Origin of the sequence: uncultured Gimesia sp. (genome assembly GCF_963976445.1) — a bacterium.
GTDB lineage: Bacteria > Planctomycetota > Planctomycetia > Planctomycetales > Planctomycetaceae > Gimesia.
The window spans coordinates 1-18261 of record NZ_CAXBKP010000038.1; the positions used below are offsets into that span (position 1 = coordinate 1).

The following is an 18261-nucleotide window of genomic DNA, read 5'->3' on the forward strand; positions in this document are numbered from 1 at the left end:
GGCTCGACGACGAAGGGCTCGACGACGAAGGGCTCGACGACGAAGGGCTCGACGACGAAGGGCTCGACGATGAAGGACTTGACGATGAAGGACTACCTGAAGAGCCATAAGTCCCCAAGCTGGAGAGCATAGCCATGGCTCCCATGCTCAACTCTGGTGCAATATAAAAAGAGTTTTGAGTTGAATCTGATTCAGAAAACGACACTCGAATATATTCTGGCCAACCATTTGCAATTACTTTATCTGCAGGCAAATTTGAATTCAATTTTAATAAAATGGAATTTGATAAATCACAAATGTTGAATGCAGTCCATTCAGGACCTTGAATATCCCCCGCAAGTTTAAACCAGACCTCAAACGTTCCATTCTTTGTTTGGTTAGCTACAAAAATTGCTCTATAGAGTTGTTGCTTGGGAATGAAAGGTGACTCCCAGACACAGCTTTTCAGGCCGCGTTCACGTAAAGCTAGCTGGTATTCACCATTAAACTTCGAAAGGGCGTTCTTAGCACCGTTCATCCAAATACGGACTTGATCAGCTATGGCTAATTGCCATTTGTAGTCTGCAGGATTTTCGCTCATATGATTCTAACCCATTGTAGTAGACAATTGTCTTTTCATTATTAGGATGACTTAAAGTATTTCTTGCCGGCCGAGTAATAATATGGTTGCAGTATACCCATGGTTTATATGTACAGAAGTGTGATGTTATTGGTCTGTCATCAACTAATCAATACTAATCGGAAGTACAAAATGAGTTATTTCACTGATTATCTATTACAAATTATCATGCAATTTCGTATATTTTTGTGCAATGCGTAGTCTTGGCAGTATGGACAAAGAAATATCAAAAAGTCAGTAAGTCGACTTAGAAACGGGTGGGTGTAAATGTATAGACTTGAGTAGCCTCAATACTTATGTGTTGAGCAACTGAATTCAGCCATCCCAGAACCGTTTGTGTAAACAAAATGCACTTTTTCTGTTGAAGACTTTCGGTACATTCTGTGAGTGTTTGAAGATGAATCCTTACTGAAAATAAGTCGTTAAAATGAAAATCATCCACTGGATCTTAAATGCTTTGAATAACAGTAAATCAGAATGATGCTGGCTGATCTTCTCTACCAGCTTAAATGTTGTTTCTTTCCGAAAATGATTTTTTAGAGTTAAGAATATTTTGGAGTAAATAAACTGGATTAATTTCTCTTCCTTTGTGTAATCCACTTTTAGTTAGAAGTATGATTTATGATTGATGTACTTTGTATAATTGGGCATCCCAGCAGAGTTGGTGGTGCAGATACAGAACTCGACCATCAAATTTATTGCTGGCAGGCAATGGGAGTTGAAGTTCACATTTGCCCGACTGGACCTCTTGATGATAATCTGAAGGCAATGCAGATGGAAAAACGGGGGTGCGTTTACCATCAGGCTAACGACTGGCCCTCTCTTGATGGAATGCACTGTATCTCGTTCTGTAATGGTCAGTTTCTCAAGCACATTGAATTGATCAAGCGTTATGCACGTTCGACTACGTTTGTCAATTGTATGTCCTGGAATTTTGATAAAGAAGTCGAAGCCCAGTCTAAAGGCCTTATCGATTTTCATCTCTATCAGACACAACATTCTTTTGAAAAGGTTAGTCCGAAACTAAAAGGCCTTGGGGCTTACCGTCCGCTTTACTTCGTACCATACTTTCACGCTGAAGATTTTCCATATATCGATAACCGATTGCAGGACAAGTTTCGTTTTGGAAGAATCTCTCGTGATGATGGGGATAAGTTTAATTACAGACAACTTTGGATCTACGAATCAATGACATCTCCAGTAGCTAAAGAAGGCTTGATTCTTGGCTGGGGACCAAAGGTTGAAAAGAAAATCGGTCGATGTCCGGAGTCGTACATCAGTATTCTCCCACCTGGATCGATAAGTCAGCGTGCCTTTTATGCACAATGCGAAGCAATCATCATGTCGACCGATACATTCGAAAATCTGCCCCGTGTTGGATTTGAAGCAATGGCTTCTGGATCAATTTTGATTGTTGACAATCGAGGTGGTTGGAAACTGGAAGTGGAAGATGGTGTGACAGGCTGGCTTTGTAATGACGAACGTGAATTCGTCTACAAGGCATCTCGTTGTGCATTTGAACTTGAAGAGCGAAATCAAATGCGATTAGCCGCACTAAATAAACTTCAAAAAAAATGGGGGCTGCAACCTGCTATGGACTCGTGGGCATACGTGTTTGAGCAATGGGAGACATTGAGAAGAAATAATTAAAATCATTTTTACATTAATTTCTATATAATCTATCATTGAGGAGAAAAATGAGTAATTGGACTCAAGAGGGAATTCTGCGTCGCTATCACGAGGAGGCGAAGCGAGGGCGTCCCTATACCTGGTTTAACTATCAACCAATCAATTTACCTGGTTATGAAGAGACTCTATCTAACTGTGGAAGGAAGTGCTTTGATCGAAGTGAAGCAATTTCAGCACATCTGCAGTCGGTGTTTGGTGATAAACCCTTGAAGATTATTGACTGGGGATGCAACCTTGGTTTTTTTTGCTTTGAGCTAGCGAAGCTCGGCCATCAAGTGACTGGAGTTGATAGCGACCGGGATAACGTCGAATTATGCCGTTTTTTGGCCAGGACTAACAGCTTTCCGAATAAACCTCAATTTTTTCATGATGGGTTATCAGTAGAAAGCCTGCACAATTTTTACGACTATGACATCGCCCTGTGTTTTTCTGTTTTACACCACTTAGGCAAACAGAAAGTTCAGACGCTGAAGACAATGGCGGAGGCATATCCTCATGCATATATTGAAATGGACGGAGCAGGATACGGTTTTAATCTTTTGTTTGCATTTTACTGGCAACTCGAAGAAATCGCCGAAACAAACGATCGCTATGGCAGCGGTCATCGCACACGAAAAACATGGTATGGCTCTAATCGTTGCAATGGGAGCGATTACCGGAGCATAAAAGAAAGAAATCTGGTTGGCTCACGAGGCGTGTTTCGAATAAAACGTGACCAGAAGACGACTGTGGTTAAGCGAGAAATCAATACCGGTAATACTCACACGTGGATCCAAACAGATCTGTCTCATGAAAGAGAAATGTACAGAAAACTGGAAGGTGTTCGTTTCTTTCCTCAATTGCTTGATAGCGGTACGGAGAATGGTTTTCAATGGATAGAACTGGAATATGTGCAAGAAAATGGTTGCTTTTCAGCCGACGAACTCTCTCAGTTCTATGATTACCTTGCAGAGAATAATCTATTCATGCTGGATTTGACTCCGGATTCTTTTCTTTTCACGGATGGACGCTTGAAAGTAATTGACTTGGAATCCTTGTTCCCAGTGGAGCACACCCTGGATGATCTCATCCGAGTACAAACTCGGCGATCGTCACTTTCGTTGGACTCATACGACAAACAATTGCGCTACCTGTTGAAGCGATTTGTTGGATGAGCAATCATTGATTTCTGAATAAATGTATTATTTACCACTATTTATAGGGTTTTTGAATGATTCTCAACTGGGACGAAATCTACCAATCGCGAGGAATGTATAGTGGGCATGGGTCCCGAGGTGTGTGTGCAGAGAAAAAAATCGCCGCGATTAAGCATGCAATCGCAAGTAATCAGCCGAAATCCATTTTAGATGTTGGTTGCGGAGATCAGTATGTTATCAAGCACGTGGATCTTACTGATATTGAATATGTCGGCATCGACTCTTCGCAATTTGCAATTGACCAACTAAAAGCACAGTCGGGTCAGCTTAATGTCTCTTGTGAGGATTTTTTTGTATCAGACTTCAATCGCTCTTTTGACCTGGTTGTTTGCCTCGATGTTCTAATTCATCTTGATGATCCGATTGATTACCACCGATTTGTCGAACGTCTTAAGCGGTTTGCATCAAAAACGATTCTTGTATCAGGCTATAACCAGGCAACTCCAGAAATAAATAATAGTAAGATTATTCATTTTCACAAATCTATTATTGAATCATTTTCAGGTTACGAATTTGACTCTTTGGCTGAATATAGAGGTACCACACTTCTACATGTTAACCTGCAAAAAAAACGTACTCGAACACATACAATCTGGACATATTGGGAGACGATGAAAAATCATACTCGCCCAGAATACCTCGATCTATGCGAAGAAACCTGGCATCATCACTGTGCGGACGATTTTGAAATTGTTCGCGTTACTCCAGAAAATATTCAAGAATATGTTCCAGACATCCTTCCTGAGTGGCATGATATAAAATGCCTTGCACATAAAGCTGACTATTTGAGAGCAGTTCTCGTCCACCGTTATGGAGGACTATGGTTAGACAATGATATAGTTGTCTTGAAAGATCTCGCACCAGTCATGGAACGTCTTCAAGAGTCCGGTTCGGATTTTATCGGATGTGGGCGTTCTGGAAATCGACCCTCCAATGGATTCTTTGGTGGAAAAGCAGGTTCACTTCTTCTTGAAAAATATATTAAATCCATGGACGCGCTAATCCAATCTCGGCATAACAATTTAAAATTTAAGTGGACCGAATTAGGTTATAATATTTTATGGCCGCTGACAAAAAAATATTCCTATTATCAGTACGACTTTAGAATTGGTATTCCAATCCATCCAAGTCGATTTAGGTCATTCTTTGATCATCGCAGACTCGATGAATTGAGTGCAGCAGATTGTGATATTCGCTGTGACACACTGCTGGCTTATCTTTACAATGCAATGTTCCCTGTGTGGTTTAAGCAACTGCCTAAAAATACTGTACTTCGAAGTTCAATGGTTATCAGTCAGATCATTCGCCGAGGGCTTGGGATTCCTTGTTGGCAAGAGCATAACACTGTAGAAGCTATTTTCGATCAAATCAAAAAATTGGAACATCGTGACAAAATTCCTGAGATGTTATACCGTGTTGGTCTGAATCACCATGTCTGCGAAATTGGTGTTCGTACAGGTAGTAATCTAAGTCAAATTGTTCAAGGAAGTAAACCGAGTGAGTTTATTGGAATCGACTCTTGGAATTCTGGAGATGTCTCTAGCCAAAATGATGTCGGATATTCTCAAGCAAAACAGAATCAGTTGGAAGCAGATGTTCGCAAAAAGTTTGCGAAGTATGGAACTCGTGGGAAAATTATTCGAGGTTATTCCTACGAAGTTTCCAGTCAGTTCCCGGACGGTTACTTCGACTATGTTTATATTGATGCTGACCATAGCTATGAAGCTGTTAAGCGAGATCTTAAAGACTGGTACCCAAAGGTGCGAGTTGGTGGTATTCTCGCTGGGCACGATTATGTCGTTAGAGACTCAAAGCATGTAACGTACGGTGTAATTCAAGCGGTGGACGAATTTGTCCGAAATAATCGTCTTCGTTATTTTGCAACTACTCCTGAGAATTATTCAAGTTGGTTAATTTTTAAGCAGGATGTTCCTCATACGCCCAGTTTTTGTTATTGGTCAATAGGATTTGGAAATGATCATCAATATGCGATGCTCCGCAGTCTAGTCAAATCTGCCAGATCTGTTGGTGTAGAAGAAGATTTTCATATTTGGACCGACCATGGCGTTAAGGTTCCTGGAAGTGAGACCCACGAATTTTACCGATCAGGGGATATGCTCAAGTTAGAGGTCCTGAAAACTCTTAAAGATTATGACTATGATTACTATGTCTTTTTAGATGCGGATAATTATTTTATTCGTAAGCCAACAGAAGAATCTGTTCGTACTATGTTGCGGTTAGCTGATCCGCTCCACTTCTCCGTGGAAGCTAAAATCAACGATGAAGCTTTCTCAAGCGATAAAACCAGTCGTTTGCGATGGCGAGGTGTCTCGCTGCAAAATATGATTAGTATCTGGGCAGAGAAGGAAATGGATGGGAAAAGTATATACAATTTGAATAGTGGATTCTTTGTGATTATGCGTGAAGAGTGGGGGAAAATTTATGATACTTGTTGGGAAGGATATAATTTTTTGAGAAATGCATTAGGTGTAGAGAATATTTCTGATGAAATTGTATTTTCTTATGCAATGACTAAATTAACAAATCCTAGCGGGCATCAAATTAAAGATAAGTATATAAGCGATATTTGGGCAGCAGATCGGGGAAACTTTCACAATCAGTTACCAGACGGAAATGAATTTCCCTTTTGGACAAATTGGAATGGAAACAAATTTATGGTCGATCCTGCAATTGTTCGCGCAATGAAGAGTAGACCACAGCTCATTGAATACGGTAATCATATCTAAGTGTTGACCTTGCCCCCAACCTTGAGCCAGTTGGAATGTTAGAAATCCAATGTAAATCATCCTCGGCGCGCCGAGGATGATTTTTTCGCAGTGCGTCAGGCATGACGCGCAGCGTCACGACCTGACGCTGTCAACCGGTAAGCGAAAGCGATCCGGGAAGTGACTTGTCGGGTGTAAGTCCCGATGGAGGCCTTGATGACAGGAACTCTTAGCCGAACTGCAAGGGTGTTCACCGCGAGGTGGGATCTGAAGGAAGCAGCAGGCAAACTCCTGGCCCGAGGAACACGAATCACATATGAGGCGCCGGTTGGATGGGCGAGAGGGCTGTAAGACTCGAAGCCCGATGTCATCTGGATCGAATCGGCGTATATGTGGCGGGTATATGGGAGGAAAGTCACGCGTCTTACCCTGAGAGATCTGAAACGGTGCCGTCTGGCTAGTGCCTCTGCAAGGAGTCGCGATGCCGTTCCAGAAGTCAGCCGAGGCCATAGTAGCGCTGTATTGAGTGGCGTGAAGGGCCGAACCTTTTAACCTGTTTGATGCAGAAATTTCGATGTCCGATAACAGACGCAGACCGAAGGCTGAGATGCCTGAGCAACGACCGAGAGCAGGCGGCGGAACCGCCCAGGGTAAGTCGTCTGCGCGTCAAACGGACTCGGCAAGGACTGATCCCATCAGACTACCAGCGTTCTTTACTTTAGAGGAGGTACTCAGTCGAGAAAACATGTTGACTGCTTACCGGCGTGTGGTTCGTAATCAGGGAGCCCCCGGCGTCGACGGTGTGACTGTTGATCAACTGTGGGATCGCTGTTGCCAGCGCTGGGAAGCGATTCGGGAGGAACTGCTCAGCGGAACTTATCGTCCTGATCCCGTTCGGAAGGTGGAAATCCCCAAACCGGGAGGGAAAGGGATGCGGATGCTGGGCATACCAACGGCCATGGACCGACTGATCCAACAGGCACTGCTGCAGGTGCTGACGCGGCTATATGATCCCACGTTCTCGGAAAGCAGCTTCGGCTTCCGTCCGGGTCGTAGCGCCCATCAGGCGCTGGATCGAGCCAAAGCGCACATTGCAGCCGGCCAACGTTGGGTTGTCGACCTAGATCTGGAAAAGTTCTTTGACCGCGTGAACCATGATGTACTGATGGGACGTCTGGCACAACGGATCAAGGATCGACGCATCCTGAAACTGATTCGAGCCTATTTACAGGCAGGGATCATGGAAGGGGGCGTCGTCAGCCCACGCAGCGAAGGAACCCCGCAAGGGGGACCGCTCTCGCCGCTGTTATCCAATATCCTGCTCGACGAGTTCGATCGGGAATTGGAACGACGGGGACATCGCTTTGTCCGCTACGCTGACGACTGCAACATTTATGTTCGTAGTCGCCGCGCAGGGGAACGGGTACTGGCTTCGATCACAGGTTTCCTGACTCGCCGACTTCGTCTGGTGGTGAACCGGACGAAGAGCGCGGTAGGGCGTCCCTGGAACCGCAAGTTCCTGGGATACTCGTTCACGCACCACTTCCAACCTCGATTTAAGGTGGCCCGCGAATCGGTGAAACGATTCAAAGAGCGCCTGCGGGAACTGTTCCGCTCCGGTCGGGGACGCAGCCTGCGTCGTACGATCAGCGAACTGCGCCCGGTACTGACGGGTTGGGTGGCGTACTACCGGAAATCAGAAGTGCGGGGAATCTTTGCGAATCTCGATCAATGGCTGCGTCGTAAACTGCGTGTCATCCTGTGGCGGCAGTGGAAACGGGTTAAAACTCGGGAGAAGCAACTGATTCGCCGTGGTCTCACGCCCCAACGGGCGTGGATCAGCGCGACGAATGGCCGAGGTCCCTGGTGGAATGCTGGCGCGAGCCACATGAACCAGGCGGTCCCAACGCGTGTACTGAGTCAACTTGGTCTCGTGTGCCTCATCGATAAAGTACAAGAGCTGCAGCGTTAAAGGGAACCGCCGTGTACGGAACCGTACGCACGGTGGTGTGGGAGGACGGGGGAAGAAATTCCCCCTCCTACCCGATAACTCCACCGGGGTCAGATTTCCCAGTGAGCTATGTGGGCGGTTTTCGTTGTAGTCCAACCGCCACTGGTCAATTTGTTCTTGAGCGTCTGCCAAACTTAAAAACCAATGTTGGTTTAAAAACTCCTGGCGAACTCGCCCATTGAACGATTCAATATACGCATTATCCGTCGGTTTTCCAAGCCGACTGAAATCCAGAGTTACCTTGTTGAAGTAAGCCCACCAGTCCAGGTGGCATGCTCCCCATTTTCTGCTCCATTTGTTATGAGAGTAAGTAGACCGATGATGGTCGTAAGGAGACTCTGATGACGAATCGACGAAGACGTAAGCCTGAGCAGATTGTGAAACTGTTGCAGGAAGGAGAAGCGATGTTGGCAGCACGTAAAACTTTGCCAGAAGTCTTGCAGAAACTGGAAGTCAAAGAATCGACGTGGCTGCGTTGGAAGAAACAGTATGGCGGCATGAAATCCGACGAGGCTAAGAGGTTGAAAGAACTGGAAATTGAGAACCGCCGCCTCAAAGAGATGTTGGCGGAATCGGAGCTCGACAAGCGCATTCTCAAAGAGGCCATTGAGGGAAACTACTAAGCCCGACTCGACGACGTAAAGCCGTCGCGCACGTTCAACAAACGTGTTCGATATCGGAGCGTCGGGCGTGTGAATTGCTTGACCAGCCTCGGAGTACACAGCGGTACGTTCCCACGGTCAAGGAAGAGGAATCTCGATTGATCTCTCGAATTCTGGAGTTGGTTAGAGAGTTCCCACGATTTGGCTATCGCCAGATCACTCGTTTACTTCGAGGTGAAGGCTGGCAGATCAATTTTAAAAGAGTTTACAGACTTTGGCGACAGGAAGGCTTGAAAGTGCCCAGAAAGAAGCAGAAACGCAAGCGTTTGGGTGATTCCAGTGGCGGCATTCTTCGTCGAAAGTCAGAACGAATGAACCAGGTCTGGTCAATGGATTTCATCTTTGATCGTACAACCAATGGTCGCGCCATCAAGATATTATCGATCATTGACGAGTATACTCGTGAGTGCATTGCTTTGAGCGTGAGCCGCAAGATGACCAGTGATGATGTCATTGCGGCGTTGGTTGACTTGATCGCCATTCGCGGTGTTCCGGCATTTATACGTTGCGATAACGGCCCGGAGTTTATCTCAAAGTCCTTGCGGAAGTTCCTGGAGAGAATCGATGTGGGGACGTCGTACATCGAGCCTGGCAGTCCCTGGGAGAATGGATTCGTTGAGAGCTTTCACAGTCGGTTTCGCGATGAATGTTTAGCGTGCGAAGAATTCACAACGATTTTTGAAGCGATGACCGTGATTGACGAGTGGCGAAGTATGTACAACCAACGTCGTCCACACAGTTCTTTAGACGGTCAGACACCCGCCAAATTTGCGTCGCAGTGTGCCGCTTCCGTTCCGGGAGAGATTCCGCCTCCGGCTCCCTCTCTCCCTCCACTCCAGCGTCACACTGCTGATTTACTAACCTAACCCGAACTCTCATAACACTGGACCAACTTTTGGGGGCATTCCACAGGCTCTTCGAAATGAACTCCGGACCGTTATCCACGCGAATCGATTGAGGACAGCCCCGAACCTCTTTGACTCGCTCCAGAGCTGCTACGACATCATCTCCCGTCATCCGGGTACCGACCCGAATGGCCAGACTCTCACGACTAAAGTTATCGACTAACGTTAACAGCCGGAATCGCTTCCCGTCAAACAGTTGGTCGGACATGAAGTCCATACTCCAACTCTCATTAGTACAGCTGGCTTTCGGCCGCGTGACTCGGACCTGACAACTTCGATTCCGCTGTGGACGTTTTCGACGCATTTGTAGGCCTTCTTCGATATAAAGTCGGTAAACCAGCTTATGATTTACTTTCCATCCTTCACGCAACAAGAAAATATGTAACCGCCGATAACCGAAATCCACACGGGTACTGGCAAGATCACGTAACCGGATTCGTAATTTGGCCCGCTCGTCTCGAACACTTTGGTAACGGTGGCTGGCTCGCGGAAAGTTCAAGGCTTTACAAACATGACGTTCACTTTCGGCATAACTGACTTGCAACCGTTTCACCACTACTCGACGACGATCGGACCTCATACTTTTCCCTGGACGACATCCTGCAACATTTTTTTATCCAGGCTGAGATCAGCTACAAGTTGTTTCAGCTTTTTATTTTCTTCTTCGAGTTGCTTCAGGCGGCGTACTTCAGCGACTCCCATCCCGGCAAACTTCTTTTTCCAGCGGTAGAACGTTTGTTCGGAGATACCCATCTTGCGCGTCACCTCAACGACAGCGGTTCCTGACTCAGCTTGCCGTAGTGCAAAAGCGATTTGTTCCTCTGTGTAGCGTTTTCGTTTCATAGATCTGGTCCTTTTTAAAATGAAAGAATAACAAAATTTCTCACATTCCGCATGGATCAAGAAACGGGGGGAAGGTCAGACGTCCAAGGTATTCCTCTGGCAGTCTACTACGAATTTAGTAACCGTGCTGATTCCACATGATTGGGGTTAATCCGTAATGCCGCCTGCCAAGCATTTCTAGCGTTAGAGGAGTCACCTAGGTTCTGATAAGCATGGCCGAGGAGATTCCAGGTTCCCGCAGAATTTGGTCTTATTTCAAGTGATTTCCTGTAATTAGTTACTGCTTCTTCAAATTGACTTAGCTGTAGATAGGTAGTTCCCAGATTATGAAAAGCCGAAGCATCTTGAGGATCTTGTTCTACTAAACATTGCAAAACAATCAGAGAGTCTTCTGGCGTAGATTGCTCAAAGTGTAGTCGACAAAGTTCTCTCAACAGATCCAGTTCTTGTGGTTTCTGTTCAAGTTTGTTTTCCAGTAATTCAATGGCTCGATCCGGATGACCTTGTCGCTCTAAGAGCCTGGCAGAGAGAATAAAACCATCGATACGGGGTTCGACCTGACCACGCATTGTCATTGCCAGTTGTTCGACCTGATCTAACTTATTTGCCTTGAGTAGAGTTTCCCCCAGGCACTTCCAAGCGGTGGTATAGGTCGGAATTTCTTCGATGATGAGACGCCATTGCTCTTCCGCTTGTTCGTACTTTCCCATTTCATCATAAACAACGGCGAGGTTATGCCGGGTCTTATAACCACACAGACCGACATCGATACTTGTAAAGTGGCGATCTGTCTGCTCTTGAAGCACGCGGTGGTATGTTTTCTCGGCATCTATTAACCGGCCAAAGTGGTGGTGTAACATCGCTTGCCGAAACAAAAGTTCCTTGTCGCCGGGGAAGTGTGTCAGCCCCTGACAGCAGTAGTTCCAGGCATCCTGGTGTTGCTCGTTTTGAGAAAGGGCGTTGACTAAGATTGCATAGGCTTTGCGGACTTGAGATTCACTGGGATGAGAGACCTCCAAACACTGTTTCAAATATTTGATCGCATTCGGATAGTTCTTATCGTCTGCGTATGTCATTCCTAAGTTGAACAGGACAAAGGGATGATTGGGACGTTCGGCATTATCCAGTTCGAGGAGCCGATAATCACGTTCTAACTTTCGTTTTCGTCCTTCAGCACTATGATCAGACCCCGAATGTACTACGTAGATATCGGCCCAGGTGACTTCGCCTCCCCGTCTGCGGATAGCGGGAATAATCTGCTCATGAATTCGATGCTCGAACTGTAAGTCGGGAAGATTACGAAATAGCTTCACATGATCCACGGCTGTCATGCTGACGTCATCTTCTGGACCGGGGCAGTGAACCTGCATAATAAACCCGAGCAGGTGGTCGGGATGATCTTGTGCCGCCAGCTCTTTTAGTTTTCGGCCGCATTCTTCCGTGATTGTATCATCGGAGTCCATCCAAAAAATCCATTTTCCTTGAGCATGTTTGACAGACTCATTGCGTGCAGCTGAGAAATCATCGCACCAGGGGAATACCAACATGCGGGCACCGTACTCGCGGCAGATGTCTGGCGTGCGGTCTTTCGAGCCGGTGTCAACAATGATGATTTCATCCACCCAGGGACGAATGCTTTCCAGGCAGGGGCCGATTGTATCTTCATTGTCGCGGACAATCATGCAGAGTGAGAGCGTATGTGGATATTTGGGTTTGTCAGTTTCCAATGTGACTTGAGGTGGTTCTTTTTGTTCGACAGGAGTTTGCCATTTCTCGTGATACTTCTGCTCATTTTGTTGCATGATCCCCGTAAAGTCAGCATCTGATCCGATAAAAGAGCGGCTGCCGAAGTGATGTACGAACGAGTCGGCGGCAATCACGGTACGGTACCCGGCTGCATTGGCTCTGCGACAATAGTCATCGTCTTCAAAGCATCCGATGCCGAAGCGTTCATCGAGTGTCCCAATTTTGTCAATCAGCTCTCGTTTAAAGAGCATACAAAAGCCGACCAGCCTGGACTCATCCAGCGATTGCTGATCATGTCGTTTTCCCCAGTCCCAGGCGAAACCATCCAGACTGGCTAAATCCGTATAAGTTACCGGTATCTGCTGAGGTCCGCTGATGTTATTGGACATGGGACCCACGATACCAATTTCTTTATTAGAATACAGTCGCACTAACAAACGGTGTAACCAGCCCGTGGTCATCAGTGTGTCATTATTCAGCAGCAGAATATTTTCTCCTGAGGCGGCTGCGATACCTTGATTCACGGCTGCTGGGAAACCTTGATTGTCAGAGTTTAAGATGACCTGGGGGTCAGCAAGTGAGTTGAAGTAATCGGGGGTACCATCGGTGGACCCATTGTCGACCAGAATGAGTTCATACGGCTCATCGGTTCGCATTCTTAAACTGTCGATGCACTGTTGCGTGTAGGGCAATTGATTGTGTGTGACGATGATGATCGAAGTCAGGCCATAATCAAGTTGCGATCGCTTGGTAGCGGTAATCAAATACTGATAGGCGTAGAATTCTTCGACTTCCTCAGGAGGGAGGCCATCAATGTGCAGACTGCCGATTTGAACTTTGCCCGGGTATCCCTGTTCTTGCCATTGCTGGTAACCCGGTCCTGGTACAATCTGGAGTTGGTCGATCTGGTAACCGGCGCGGAAGAACAGCTTTTCGATTTCACGCCGCGTGAAAAAACGGTAATGAGTCTGATCCAACAGGCCTGCGCGTTCGTAAGTCCAGTTTCCTTCAATCAACCCGGCGAGCACACTCTGATTTCTGACATTGGGGATGCTGGCGACAATTGTTCCTTCTGAAGTCAACCAATTGGCGATCTGCCTTAAGATCTGTTCCGGAGATTTCAAATGCTCGAGTACGTCCGCACAAACCACACAATCAAATTCTGCTTCAGAAAATTCATGGGAGAGCATTTCGATATCGTGTTGAACGACTCGGTCCAAACGTTTACGGGCGTCCTGTGCTGCCAGCGGATCTAATTCAACTCCCGTGACCTGCGATGATTGACGCAGTTTGACCGATTCGCCTAGCCGTCCCGTCCCGCATCCCAGATCCAGTATTGTTTGTGCTGTCGAAGGAATTAAGGCCACGACTTCCGGACGAGGAAATTCGAAATAAGGACGGTCCTGTTTGGATGAGTTATGAGAAAGTGTAGGAATAGTTGTATCTCCATTTTCTGGTTCTATGGTCTGGTTATTGAGACTACTTCCCAATAGCGAGAGCGCCCGTTTCACGGCTTTCTCGCTCAGGACCATGTGATCCTCACGAACCGAAAGCGCTTCTTCTCCACTAGCACCATCCAGATCGGTGACTTCCGCTAACAATGATTGGTGACGACGATTCAGCAATAACGAAAAAATACGATCCGCTTCTCGGACCAGGAGTTCATCGACACCGTATTTCTCTTTGTACGCATCGAATGCATTTACCCAATCTTTTTGAAAAAAAGCTCCCCAGCCCACTAGGGACATCTGTGCCTTCCCAAAACCGTTCTCTGCATTTGCAAACAAGTGGGAATGCTTGAGTCCGTGGGTAATCCGATCGGGAGAGGCCAGAAAAGCTTCATACAATTCAGGAATGTTGTGGATAATGCAATCATCGTCCTGCGTGAAAATAATTGGATGCTGAGCCTGTTGAGCGCATAAAAACCGTCCATAAGTGACCAGATTCTGATCTGCTTGAATGACGCGTACACCCTCCATTTCGATTTCCAGATGTATTTCCGAATTGTTGTTCCAGATCAAGATGTCATCGATGAACGGATACTGCCGCAGATGGGAAATGATTTGACCGATATTGTCAGGACGTTTCCAGGAAAGCAAACAAGCTGAAACAGATTTCTCCGGCAGAGGAATATGGTAATTTGTGTGAAAAGATTCTACTGACAAAGAATTCACCGGAGAGGAAGCTAGCACGTTCATTGAAACGCTGGTTTTTGATTGCCGCTCTTCAATTGAAGTTAGTAATGTCTGCATACGATGCTGATACGTGTGCTGAGAAAACGCCAACTCGTGTCCCTGCCGGGCAAGTTTTTCCCGTTCTGGTTCATGTTTCAGGTAGTAGTCTACTTTGTCGATCAGCTCTTCAGGACAAGTATAGGTGGCGAGGTGCTGTCCCTCTAAAAACAGTTCAGACTGTCCGTTATTAGTCAGGTCATTGGTGAGCAACAGACTGCCACAACCTAATGCTTCGAACACACGCATGTTGATGTCATTTTTAACACTGCGGTTAAAGATCAGGCGTGAGGCAGAATAGATATGGGCCATCTCTTCGAAATACTTCTGACCGATAAAGTGGTCCGGATATTTTGGAACGAGAGTGTTAAGTAAGTCACATCGCTCCTGGCCGATCAGGTTTCCTACGAAGGAAAAATCAAATCGTTTTTCCAACTGATAGGGACGGTGGATTTTCGGATCACAGGCTAAGGGCAACCACTGTGCGGATGAAATACCTTCGTTTTGGAATTTTCTGACCCCATCTTGCTGTGCAGCAAATACAAAATCGTAGCGAGACGCTTTTTCCAGACACCAGGGGAAATCCATGTGTGTGTCGATCACCCAGCAGGCAGCTGGTCTGAGATGTTCAGGTAAATGATATCGAAAGCCGTCATCAATATTGAGAAACAGATCAAACAGATCAGCGGGGATTTCCGGAACTTCTTCTGGTAGAAAGTGTTCCACTTCCGCTAAATATCCTAATGCACGACGACAGTAAAAACCAGTGGTTTCGGGACGTGCCTGATTGTCAAAAATGAGAGCGATACGCTTAATATTCACGGTGTTCCTCACTGAGTTGAAGCTATTGTGCTTTGATGGCATAGCAATATAAATCGCTAGCCTCTCGGTTATGTTTGATATAGAGTTCCTCAAAGATCGTTTCTTGGATCCAGGAGAGAAATAAAGGCAGGCTGACATTTTGATCGAAGTTGGCATCAGGAACATAGCGGGTTCCTGTGCGTGTGGTCCCGTGCTCCTTGCGCCCTTCATCTGCGCACGTCTTGAAGAAAAGACCACCAGGACCTGCCTCTACATCAATTTCGATATAATCTGAATTAAGAAATTCATCACGCACAGAACCGTTGATGTTGCGTGAACCGACCTCCAGAACCCGTGTATCCTGAAATAACTGTGGGAATCGGAGCTTTACCTCGTGGCAGAATTCTTGTTGTGCGGGATGCGCCAAGGAGATCCTTTCCAAGTCATCATTATTTAAATAAAGGTTGTCTCGTTTTATTGAAAAGTCGTTGGTAATCGCGCTGGATGACATCCTTCCATTGAAATCGTTCTTCAAATTGCCTTCTTCCATTTTCTCCATAGGCACTTAGTTGCTTCGGGTGATCGAGCAGTTGATTCAGCTTCCTAGTCCAGTCTCTGACATCTCCTGGTTGACAGAGCAGGCCTGTTTTCTGATTAGTAACGCTAAATGGGAGCCCTCCGATATTGCTGGCAATGACCGGTAGGCCACAGGCCATCGCTTCGACCGAGGTCCGACTCAGGCCATCAGGGACAACGGTTGGCACGGCACAGAGATCACAGTGTCCATACCAGCGGGGAAGTTCTGTTTGTGACTGCCAGCCCACATATTTGACAAATTCATGTTTTTCCAGAGGTGGATCAGAGGTGACAATCAATTCGAAGTCTTGCCTCGTCTTCCAGAGCTGTTCACAAGCTGCCAGTAAAACAGGGAACCCTTTGATCGGTTCATGGATTAGTCCAGCAAAGATGATTGAAACTATGGAGTTACTGATTTCCGAGGGACACTGTTCGTCAACAGGTGCTGGCCAGAGGAATCGGGATTCATCCATTCCCCAAGTGACGACTTCAACACGATCGCAAAATGATTCGTATTGTGCTGCAATAGTGGGGTTCAATACCAGCACTGCTTCCGCATTTTGAAATGTCTGCTGCAGGAGTTCATTGTATTCAGTCGATCCGACTCCACTGAGCTGACGTTCGAGTTGATGAAGTTCGCCAGATTGATTTCTGATCAAACAGTTAAAACAGGATTCCGGATTGATAAATTGATTGTTTTCGCATTTAGTTAAGCCTTGAGGCCCTGGAAGCATTTGCAAATTGTTTAAGGGGCAGAGACATTCCTGAGCCTGCATCCGTAGAAAGTAAGGAAACTCATTGACGGCATCTGCCAGATGTGGCTTGAAATTCCAGCTGTCTGTGATCAGCACACGGTCTGGCTCCCATTCTCGAACGGTCTTACGAATACGGTCTCGAATCGTATTCGCCTTCCATTCGTCTGTTGTGAAATTCAAAGTACGGCTTTGTATGGGGGCACCGGTTTCAATCTGGCCGATCTGCCAGGGATCGTAGCGCACACAGAAATGTTGCACCTTATAACCAGCACGAATTAGAAACTGGACCAATTCGGTGGTATGAATATTGCCGCCCCCCGTCGACGGCCAGTTATACAGAAAACTGACGATGGCGATTTTCTGGGGCTGATGGGATACAGATCGTTGGTGGTTTGCGTTCTCATGTTCGGGGGGATGAGTCTCAACGTTTTCTGAAGGAAGCGAGATATTAATTAGTTTTATGTGTTTAGATGATTCATCATCTAAAATGCGATCAAGGATCGTTTTGAAACGCTTGCCGATGTTTTTCCGAGAAAGTCTCTTGCGTAACTCAGCCCCAAATTCAAGCGTACGCTTACGATATTCATTAGAGAACCAGAATTCCTGATCCTCGACCGATGCTACCTCAAAACCTTGTTTGGCTAAATGTCTGACGCTTGAACTGTCGGAGTTCATAGCCAGTGGCAAACCAGAGGCGAGACACTCGAGGGCTTTGGTTGGGGGTTTGTGTCTGGCCCGGAAGTCAGTTCCTTTAATGTCGATGGCACTGTTAGCGAGTCTGGCCCACTCAACGTGTTTCTTGGGAGTCCAGTTCTCAATGCGAACTGTAGAAGCTCCATTAAAACCTAGTTTGGTTGGAGAGACTGTTGTTGATCCCTGATCCAGGTTAGTGAGAATCCATAATTCGCGGGGCAAGGGATTCTGGTTAATCCATTCAACTAGGGGTTGGATGTTCGAACGAATACCCGTCCATAGAATTGGCCCGTGTTCTGGTTTGGGGCCAAGTGATTGCGAAATGAATCGCAGGTGGTGATCAAGATATTCTACGGGCGCATATGTATTGAAATATTTTCTGAGCGATTCAGAGTGCGTGATGATCTGTCGGCATTGAAACAGATTGTTCCCGTCACGGTCTATGTCACGCGCAGATTCGTAGCAATCTACAGGGCAATAAATAACCGGGATATCCGAAGGTCTTGTCTCCATCAATTGCGGAAAGTCATACTTAACAACAATGGCTAGGTCACAATGAGGAATTGAGTCTGCAAAAAATTCGATATCAAAGTATTGTAATAGTTCATCCCCCAGCTCTTTTCCAGTCCATTCCCAGAAACCAATACCTTGGCAAATAGGACCTATGCAAATGTGGGGTTTCGACTCTGTCATCTACTTTCCAACCGAGTATATAGTTCAACTCAAGAAGCGATACTTGAGAAGAATATGATTTGTAAAGCTGCGGGTACTAAACGAGTTTTCGTGTTGTGGGCATCAAATATTGCTT

Annotated in this window: 8 protein-coding genes and 2 pseudogenes; 5 read left to right on the top strand and 5 right to left on the bottom strand. The window is 46.2% G+C overall.

Features of this window, described 5'->3' with window-relative positions; all coding sequences use genetic code 11:
* Positions 1-1240: 1240 nt before the first annotated feature.
* The 4 genes from AAC022_RS25500 (at position 1241) to ltrA (ending at position 8202) form a co-directional block, all read left to right on the top strand.
* Complete coding sequence (locus AAC022_RS25500) at positions 1241-2269, top strand: glycosyltransferase (RefSeq protein WP_339735832.1); 1029 nt, start codon at positions 1241-1243, stop codon at positions 2267-2269.
* Positions 2270-2316: 47 nt separating this feature from the next.
* A complete protein-coding gene (locus AAC022_RS25505; protein ID WP_339735834.1) occupies positions 2317-3462 on the top strand; it encodes a methyltransferase in 1146 nt (381 codons plus the stop codon).
* A gap of 56 nt (positions 3463-3518) precedes the next feature.
* Positions 3519-6251: a class I SAM-dependent methyltransferase gene (locus AAC022_RS25510; RefSeq protein ID WP_339735836.1), complete on the top strand. Its 2733-nt coding sequence runs from the start codon at positions 3519-3521 to the stop codon at positions 6249-6251.
* Positions 6252-6804: 553 nt separating this feature from the next.
* The gene (ltrA, locus tag AAC022_RS25515) at positions 6805-8202 is read left to right on the top strand and encodes a group II intron reverse transcriptase/maturase (RefSeq protein ID WP_339735838.1); all 1398 of its coding nucleotides are present in this window, start codon (positions 6805-6807) and stop codon (positions 8200-8202) included.
* Between the two features lie 78 nt (positions 8203-8280).
* Here ltrA and AAC022_RS25520 read toward each other — a convergent pair.
* A pseudogene (locus tag AAC022_RS25520) lies at positions 8281-8508 on the bottom strand (transposase); the annotation flags it as partial.
* A gap of 74 nt (positions 8509-8582) precedes the next feature.
* Here AAC022_RS25520 and AAC022_RS25525 point away from each other — a divergent pair.
* Positions 8583-9667 (top strand): annotated as a pseudogene (locus AAC022_RS25525) (IS3 family transposase); the annotation flags it as partial.
* Positions 9668-10384: 717 nt separating this feature from the next.
* On the opposite strand, the gene AAC022_RS25530 reads toward AAC022_RS25525, so the two are convergent.
* The 4 genes from AAC022_RS25530 to AAC022_RS25545 all read right to left on the bottom strand — a co-directional run bounded on the left by AAC022_RS25530 (position 10385) and on the right by AAC022_RS25545 (position 18146).
* A complete protein-coding gene (locus AAC022_RS25530; protein ID WP_339735840.1) occupies positions 10385-10651 on the bottom strand; it encodes a transposase in 267 nt (88 codons plus the stop codon).
* 107 nt (positions 10652-10758) lie between these two features.
* The gene (locus tag AAC022_RS25535; protein ID WP_339735842.1) at positions 10759-15450 is read right to left on the bottom strand and encodes a glycosyltransferase; all 4692 of its coding nucleotides are present in this window, start codon (positions 15448-15450) and stop codon (positions 10759-10761) included.
* A 22-nt stretch (positions 15451-15472) separates the two neighbouring features.
* Positions 15473-15940 (bottom strand): hypothetical protein, encoded by a 468-nt coding sequence (locus AAC022_RS25540; protein WP_339735844.1) that lies wholly within the window; start codon positions 15938-15940, stop codon positions 15473-15475.
* A complete protein-coding gene (locus AAC022_RS25545) occupies positions 15879-18146 on the bottom strand; it encodes a glycosyltransferase family 4 protein (RefSeq protein WP_339735846.1) in 2268 nt (755 codons plus the stop codon). The genes AAC022_RS25540 and AAC022_RS25545 overlap by 62 nt, the downstream gene beginning before the upstream one ends.
* Positions 18147-18261: the final 115 nt, after the last annotated feature.

Bases quoted from the DNA above. Each gene is read 5' to 3' on its own strand.
- AAC022_RS25500 (WP_339735832.1), top strand. From the start codon at position 1,241: ATGATTGATGTACTTTGTATAATTGGGCATCCCAGCAGAGTTGGTGGT.
- AAC022_RS25505 (WP_339735834.1), top strand. From the start codon at position 2,317: ATGAGTAATTGGACTCAAGAGGGAATTCTGCGTCGCTATCACGAGGAG.
- AAC022_RS25510 (WP_339735836.1), top strand. From the start codon at position 3,519: ATGATTCTCAACTGGGACGAAATCTACCAATCGCGAGGAATGTATAGT.
- ltrA (WP_339735838.1), top strand. From the start codon at position 6,805: ATGTCCGATAACAGACGCAGACCGAAGGCTGAGATGCCTGAGCAACGA.
- AAC022_RS25530 (WP_339735840.1), bottom strand. From the start codon at position 10,651: ATGAAACGAAAACGCTACACAGAGGAACAAATCGCTTTTGCACTACGG.
- AAC022_RS25540 (WP_339735844.1), bottom strand. From the start codon at position 15,940: ATGTCATCCAGCGCGATTACCAACGACTTTTCAATAAAACGAGACAAC.
- AAC022_RS25545 (WP_339735846.1), bottom strand. From the start codon at position 18,146: ATGACAGAGTCGAAACCCCACATTTGCATAGGTCCTATTTGCCAAGGT.